The 7,128-nt window shown below is 63.5% G+C and carries 7 protein-coding genes and 2 pseudogenes; 4 read left to right on the top strand and 5 right to left on the bottom strand.

Annotated features, from left to right (window positions below; all coding sequences use genetic code 11):
- Positions 1-191, bottom strand: a 191-nt coding sequence (locus DAD99_RS21165) for a hypothetical protein (protein WP_227007548.1), incomplete at its 3' end; no start/stop codon positions are given.
- Positions 192-785: 594 nt separating this feature from the next.
- On the opposite strand from DAD99_RS21165, the gene DAD99_RS21170 reads away from it, so the two are divergent.
- Positions 786-1,013, top strand: coding sequence for a hypothetical protein (locus tag DAD99_RS21170; protein ID WP_193343149.1), 228 nt, complete (start codon positions 786-788; stop codon positions 1,011-1,013).
- A 71-nt stretch (positions 1,014-1,084) separates the two neighbouring features.
- Positions 1,085-2,317, top strand: coding sequence for an FAD-binding oxidoreductase (locus DAD99_RS21175; RefSeq protein ID WP_193343150.1), 1,233 nt, complete (start codon positions 1,085-1,087; stop codon positions 2,315-2,317).
- 363 nt (positions 2,318-2,680) lie between these two features.
- Here the strand turns inward: DAD99_RS21175 and DAD99_RS21180 are convergent, their stop codons facing one another.
- Together DAD99_RS21180 and DAD99_RS21185 are read right to left on the bottom strand one after the other, a co-directional pair.
- Complete coding sequence (locus DAD99_RS21180; RefSeq protein ID WP_227008367.1) at positions 2,681-3,259, bottom strand: hypothetical protein; 579 nt, start codon at positions 3,257-3,259, stop codon at positions 2,681-2,683.
- A pseudogene (locus tag DAD99_RS21185) lies at positions 3,258-3,524 on the bottom strand (transposase); the annotation flags it as partial. The pseudogene DAD99_RS21185 and the gene DAD99_RS21180, both read right to left, overlap by 2 nt.
- Before the next feature lie 88 nt (positions 3,525-3,612).
- Between DAD99_RS21185 and DAD99_RS21190 the strand changes: the two are divergent.
- Positions 3,613-4,054, top strand: a pseudogene (locus DAD99_RS21190) (IS1595 family transposase); the annotation flags it as partial.
- Positions 4,055-4,135: 81 nt separating this feature from the next.
- On the opposite strand, the gene DAD99_RS21195 reads toward DAD99_RS21190, so the two are convergent.
- Positions 4,136-5,068, bottom strand: coding sequence for a LysR family transcriptional regulator (locus DAD99_RS21195; RefSeq protein WP_193343152.1), 933 nt, complete (start codon positions 5,066-5,068; stop codon positions 4,136-4,138).
- Positions 5,069-5,372: 304 nt separating this feature from the next.
- Here DAD99_RS21195 and DAD99_RS21200 point away from each other — a divergent pair, with 304 nt between their 5' ends.
- A complete protein-coding gene (locus DAD99_RS21200) occupies positions 5,373-6,461 on the top strand; it encodes a putative sulfate exporter family transporter (RefSeq protein WP_309233462.1) in 1,089 nt (362 codons plus the stop codon).
- A gap of 367 nt (positions 6,462-6,828) precedes the next feature.
- On the opposite strand, the gene DAD99_RS21205 is transcribed toward DAD99_RS21200, so the two are convergent.
- A complete protein-coding gene (locus DAD99_RS21205; RefSeq protein ID WP_193343153.1) occupies positions 6,829-7,008 on the bottom strand; it encodes a hypothetical protein in 180 nt (59 codons plus the stop codon).
- Positions 7,009-7,128 lie beyond the last annotated feature (120 nt).

Here is a 7,128-nt window from a genome sequence, read left to right on the forward strand (position 1 = left end):
CGCAGCCATCTGGCTTCACTGGTAAAGCCGAGCAGGGCCTGCATCACGGCCAAGGTGATCAGCTCAGCATCGGTGATCCTCGGGCTGATTCCGATGCGGGGCCGGGCCGGGATCCGTTCCGGATATGCCTTTAACAGATCATCGGCTGCCACATACAATGCAGTAGCAAGGGTGTCCAGATCGGCGTCCACGTGAGCCTCCAAGTTCGACGTTGGGTAGATAACGCCGATTCTGGACACCCTTGCCCTCTAAACCGCCGCGCCGCGCCGAACACACCCCTTGGAATTACTCATCTAGTCACAGGACTCCGGATATGGCGATTAATCCACTGGAAATGGTGCCACGCAGCCTGGTGACCAGCGCGAGAATGAACCAAGAAGGTCACGTCCGGATCTGTGGGAGCCGGGGGTGGGATCCCCCCGGCCACCCGGCAGACCGCCAGATCGGTCAGGTTGACATCGACGGCCCAGCCTCATAGCGGGGGGCTGTTCGTCCTGTTTGGTGGGCGCTGCTAGCGGAACCGTTGACGACCGCTTAGTGCTAGTTGCCAGACAACTTGGCCTATGATAGCGTCGATCAATCCAACAAGGCAGGAGTTGTCTGTGGAAGAGTTCCAGCCTCCCGCAGGCAGTGCGGGAACGGCGGTGGCGGCTCCAAGGCGCCAGCCAGGCGCCACAGCACCAGCGGCAAGATGCCCGCGCCGAGGAGAAAAATGCCTTGCGAATCGCGGACAGGCGTGGCGCAAGACCCAGTGGTGGCCCCAGCCTGCACGGCAGCGTCAGCTGATGACGCTGGTTGGGGCAGTGAAAGCCGGCCGCGTCGAATCCACCGACTACGTGCAGCTCGTCAACATACTCGAGGACCTCCGTACCCAAGGCGCTGAAGCGATGGTCGCGGCGTACACCGAGATCTCGACCCTGGCACGCCTTTACACGCGGGTGGCCGAAGTCATCGACCCCGCCCTGGGATTGGCGTTGCAGACGATCGGACGCGCAAGAGTGGATCCACGATAGCCAGAACTCCCAAAGCCATGGTTTCGTTTTGCCAAACCCCTAAAGAGCAGATCTAGTACGAGGAGAAGCACATGACCGATGTAGCCGATGTTGTGGTGGTTGGAGGCGGCGTGTTTGGCGTTAGCTTAGCCCACCACCTGCACGACCAAGGCGCCAAAGTTAGGATCGTGGAACGTGACGGGATCGCGCAGGCGACGAGCACATGCGGTGCCGGCTTCGTCGCCTATTGGGCGGGCGGTTGGGGTGCTCAAGCGGAGTCGGCGGATATGGTGGCGTGCGAACGCTACGGCTTGGACTTCTATACAGAATTGCACGAAGAGTTCCCAGTGTTTCCGTTGCGCCGTAACGGCTCGCTGTACCTTGCTACTAGGGATGGTGGCTGGGACCAGGGGATGAAGCCGATCGTAGAGTCCTCGTTGGTGCCAGGACGCCAAATTCTTGATCGCAACGAGGCAGTCGAACTGGGGCAGATCGTTCGCGCCGACGCGGTCGTGGGGGGGGTGTTTGACCCCGATCCGGTCCAAGTGGATGCGCACGGGGCGGTGTTGGCGGCTGCGCAGCGGCTGCGCAGCCGCGGGGTGGCGATTGACGAGCGCAGGCCCGCGACGCGGCTGATCGTTTCCGAGGGGCGTGTCCGAGGAGTGGAGACACCGTATGGTGACATCCTCGCGGAGACCGTTGTATTAGCGGCCGGAATGTGGTCCAACCAACTGCTGGCACCGCACAGCGTGTGGCTGCCCTACGCCCCGATGGGGGCCCTTCGGATCACGACCGAGCCCCTGGCGATCCCGGACACGATGCCTATGCTGCTCATACCTGACGCTTCGCACGCGTGGGTGCGAGAAAAGAATGGTGGCCTACTCTTTGGCTGCGCCTACAATGGTCAGCACCGGTCTGCTCTGCTTGATGTCGATCCGCCGGACCGGCTACGCGAGATGCCGATGGACGGCCTCCGAGAGACGCAGCGCCTCGGGGCTCAACTCGCCTCGGTTCTGCCACCGCTTGGTCGCTACCAAGATTTCACCTACACGGAGGGCGCTCCGTGCTTTACACCGGACCTGTTGCCGCTGATCGGCGAAGTCCCGGAGATCAGCGGCGTTTACGTGTTTGGCGGTGACAATGAGTCCGGCATCACGCACGCACCTGCTCTCGGTCGAGCCCTCGCCCAGATGATCACAGGTCATGAACCATTCGTGCCGATGGAGCAGTTCAGACCCGATCGATTCAACGGCCAGTTCACGACGGCTCGTGAAGTTGCGCATTCAGTCGCTCGCTCTCGCGGTGAAGGAGGTGTTTTCCAGTAAGCTTGGCCTTCGCGTTTTGACGGTCGGGATGATGCCTCGGCGCGGTACCGGTCGAGCGACAGGCCAGGGCCTGTTCATAGTCGTCGTCTCGGTAGCGGTTGGGTGCTGACACGCGCCGGTAGCAAGTCTCCGTCCAGGTCTGCCGGGTGGCCGGGGGGATCTCCCCCCCGGCTCCCACAGATCCGTACGTGAACTTCCCGGTTCATCCGGCTCTCCTCGCTCTGGTCACCAGGCGGCGTGGCATCATTTCCAGTGGGCGAAGAGTTTCTGGTCAGGCGGAGGAATTTTTGGGCAGATAGGAGCGCGGCGGACCGCGATGCCGGTTTTGCTTCCCTCAGGTGTGTCTCATAGGCAGTCCAGTCCCTACATGGCCAGAACGTATGTAAGGTCGGGCGTCGTTGCGGTGGATTTCCGACTCGGCGAGAACATCCACCGGATCCGTACCCAGCCCGTCGTCTCGTTTTGAATGGGCCCGGACCCCGGCAGCATAGTCGCCGTCATCCAAGTCCTGCTCTCGCAGCCATTCAGCGATGAGAGTGGTGGGCTCTCCCGGTCGTCGCCGGTCAGGGTGGCCAGCGTGATGTCGGGGATGTTGAACTTTTCATCCGGGATGTCTCCGAGGTGGCGGTTCAATGAAGCGATCGATTCGGCGGCCGTCAGGTCGATCCAGCGGGTGGGCTCATTGACCTTCAGCGCGTATATCAGGCGTCCGTCCCGCCAGTTCCCCGGCAACCAGCCAGGGACCATGTTCGCGTTCCGGGTCCAATCGTCCTGGACCATGGTCCAGGCACGCTCCAACGGCAGGCCGACCTGCTCGGCTGCAAAAGCTACCGCGTCGCGGAAATTCTTGCCCACCTTGGCCATCGCCAACGTCTGGGCATAGGCGGTGCGCATATCGCTGGCCAGGTATATCGTGGTCCCGGAGTGTCGAACCGCGGCCACGACGGGGGTCTTCGTCGAACTCTGCGGTTACGGTACCGATGAGGGACCGGATCGCGTAGCGCGCGCAGAGGCAGCCATAGATTTCCTGGAGCACCCCGTCAGGGCTTTTGGAACGCAGCACGACGTTGGGGCCGCGTTGGTGGGTTTTGAGTTCATCGAAACTGGACTCAATTTCCCATCGGCGGGCGTAGAGGCCGGCCAGGTCCTCGCCGGAAGCATCCGCAGGATCCAGGATGGTGGTGATCAGCATCGAACGTGCTGACCTCCTCACTGCCGGGTTCTTCTTTCGTGGTGGTCACCGTATTCGATGACCCTCAGCGGGATCCCGTTGGTGCCCTTGGCTCAGTCCTTAAGGCTCCGGGCGCACTCGCATGCAAGTCATCCCGGATGCCTCAGGACAAACTTTGTACGACTTCGTCCATGAGACTGTGGCACCTGGAGCGGTTGTCCACACGGACAGATGCGGGCCGCATGTCCTGCTCGCGAAGAAGGGTTTACGACCACCGGCCAGGATCCCAAAGGGCGGCCAAACGCACCGGAGACGCAGAACCCGTCATGCCGCGTGTTCACAGGGCCATCAGCAACGTCAAATCCTGGCTGCGAGGCACCCACCGCGCCGTTAGCAATGAACACCTGCAGGTTTATCTGGACGGCTTCGTCTTTCGTTACAATCGCCGGCGTTCACCCATGTCAGCCTTCCAAAGCCTCCTCGGCCTCGAATCACAGCAGCAGCCCACCACCTTCCGGGAAATCGTGGCACAAAGGGCCCGGCACCACACGGGGAACCTGAGCTAACCGAATACCCACCCTTCCGATTATGCCGAGGAAACCGCATCAGCGAGCCGGCGCGGGGATACGTGGGGCGTTGCGTCAAGGTCATTGTCTGTCGGGCCCTGCGGCGACGGCCGCCAGATCGCGGGCGGCACCGGCTGGGGGTGCGCTGCCGGTGCGCCAGATCGCGGTGAGCGGCCGGCGCAGGGGTGGCCCGGCGACGGCAACGGCAGTGAGGCGGTGAAGGGCCAGATCGTCGCGGACGGCCAGTTCGCCGAGCACTCCTGGTGCGGTTTCGGCGGCAATTGCGGAGCGGACGGCCGCGGTGGTGGACAGCTCGACGGCGGGCCATGCCATCGGTTTTTGGGTGTTCTGGGTGAGGAGGTGCTCGAGCGTATCCCGGGTGCCGCTGCCCTGTTCGCGTGTTACCAGTGGCGTCGCTGCCAGTTCCTCCAGGGTGACGGCGGAACGCCTCGTGGCCCATCGATGCTCCGGGGCAACGACGAGGACCAGGTCGTCGTGCCGGACGGTGCGGCTGGCCAGGTCGGCGGGAATATTGGGGCTTTCGATGAATCCGAGGGGTGCTGCGCCGGAGCGCACAAGGTCCCCCACTGCCGCGCTGTTGGACACACTCAGCTGGACTTCCGTCGGGACCAGCCCCAGGGATTCCTGCTGGCGCCGCAGTGCCACCAGCCACTGTGGCAGCAGGTATTCGGCTATGGTCTGGCTGGCTGCCACATGCAACCGGCTCACGCTGTCCGCGCGGACCGACGCTATTCCGGCCTCCAGGCGTTCGGCCGCCGCGAGGACCTCTGCGGCCCAGTCGGCAATCAACGCACCCGTCTGCGTCAGCGTGGAACCACGCGGGGTTCGGGCCAACAGCGGGGCGCCCACTTGCGCTTCCAAAGACCTCATCCGCGAGGAAACGCCCTGCTGCGACAGCCCCAGCCGGTGTGCCGCCGAGGACAGGCTCCCCAGCTCCCGGACAGCGGCGAGCATCTGCAGCGCCGACAGATCCGGCATCCGCGCACTCAGCATGGGGGCTCCTTCGTTCAGGTTTACGGCTCGAGCCACAAGTCAGACTTGTAACCACACAACTGTATGCCCCCTACTGCCGCATTCCACACACTGGAAGCATGGAATGTATGGAAACTCCGGGCCAGCGCCCCACCGCCAAGACGACTACTGTGCCTCCGTCTTCTCGGCAAGGTTATAGGCCGGTTTCCAGGCCCGGGTGCCCGGCCCGGCCAACTGCTACGACAGAGCCGGCTGCTTCAACAGAAAGGAATTCCGGTCCGAAACCGCCTGCCAGTCGCGGGGTTTCACCGGATCGCACACGACCGTGACCCAGAACCCGATGTCCGTCCAGCGGCGCCGCGACCGGTGGCGCACTCTGCCGCCGGCCCTAAAGACGAATCCCCTCAAGCACAAAAGGGCGCCCGGCCTCGTGGTTGCGGCAGCCGCCGTCGGGGTAGCCTGGCTGGTGCACCTGGCCGTGCCGGCGATGCCGTTTTTGACTGCCGCGGTCATTTTGGGCATTCTTGCCGCGAATGTGCCGGTCAGCAGCTCCCCTGTCGCCGGTATCTTGCGGCCCGGCCTGGATTTTTCGGGCAAGAAGTTCATGCGGCTGGGCATTGTGTTGCTGGGCCTGAAACTCAGCCTGTTTGACGTGGCGGCCTTGGGCTGGGGGACCGTGGGGATTATCGTCTCGATAGTGCTCCTGACTTTTTTTGGGACGCTGCTGTTCGCCAAGGCCCTCAGGCTCCCTGGCGACCAGCCGATCCTGCTGGCCACAGGCTTTTCGATCTGCGGCGCGTCCGCCATTGGCGCCATGAGCGGCGTGACGAAGACTGACCACCGGGATACCGTCGTGCCGATCGCCCTCGTCACCTTGTGCGGAACCCTTGCCATCGGCGTGTTGCCGCTCCTGAAAATCCCGCTGGGCCTGGATTCGGTGCAGTTTGGCTATTGGGTGGGAGCCAGCGTGCACGACGTGGGCCAGGTGGTTGCCACCGCGCAAACCGCCGGTCCTGCAGCCTTGGCGGGTGCGTTGATCATCAAGCTCACACGCGTGCTGATGCTGGCACCGATGGTCACTGGCGTTGCCCTGGTCAGGCGCCGGACGCACAAGCGTGCCGGCAGCCCGTTAGGGGAGCCCGGTGCCGCGGTCAAACTCCCTCCGCTGGTGCCGCTGTTTGTTGCCGGATTCATGGCCATGATCGTGGTGCGGACGCTGGGCTTCCTGTCGCCGGCTGTCCTGGGCATGGCCGGGACAGCGCAGGACCTGCTCTTGGCTGCCGCCCTGTTTGGTCTTGGCTCATCCGTTCGGGTCGGCTCGCTGATGCGGACCGGCGGCCGGGCGATCGTCGCGGCCATGTTGTCCTGGGCCCTCATCGCGGCCCTGGCGTACGGGGGCGTGCAGCTGATGTGACGCCGAAGACAAACCACAACCGGAGTTCTCCATCAGATCCATATCCGCGAGTAGGAGCTTTTGGTACCCGAGTTTCCAGTGAGGCTTCGCCTCTGACCGCCGAGGTGCGTGGTTGGCTGTAGCTGATGACGCCCCGTCCAGTGCGGTGCATTCTGAAAGGTATCGGAGGCTCGGCTCGGAGGGGATGCGGTGATCGGGATCTTCCGAGCCTGCAAGTGCTTGAAAGGATCCTGGAGGAGGAAGGCCCGGAGACGGTCGCCGCGATATTCGCCGAACCGGTGCAGAATTCCCGTGGCGCCTTGGTCCCACCGCCGGGATACTGGGCGCGCCTGCGAAAAGTATGTGGACATCATTGTCCTGTCTCAATTTAGCGGGTGCGCGGCTCCGCCGCGCCAGTGGGTGCCGAAAATTCGTACGGTTCCGCAGTCTCGCGGTACTTGTCCGGTGGGACTGTCGGGACGATGATGGTGCCGTCTGTGATGGTTGACGCCGGTCCAACTGTGATGCCGTGGAGCTTGTAATTTAGCTTGGCGCGGAGGGCTTCCATGGGCGCCGTGGATTGTTGCCTCGAGCACGCGTATCAGTTTCCTTGATTCATCCCACCCTCCCCGTCGCAGACCCAACCGCTCCCCGGGCCCGGGGAGCGAAAAGCGACGATGGCGGAAAG

The organism is Pseudarthrobacter sp. AB1 (genome assembly GCF_014926485.1).
In the GTDB taxonomy this organism is placed as follows: domain Bacteria; phylum Actinomycetota; class Actinomycetes; order Actinomycetales; family Micrococcaceae; genus Arthrobacter.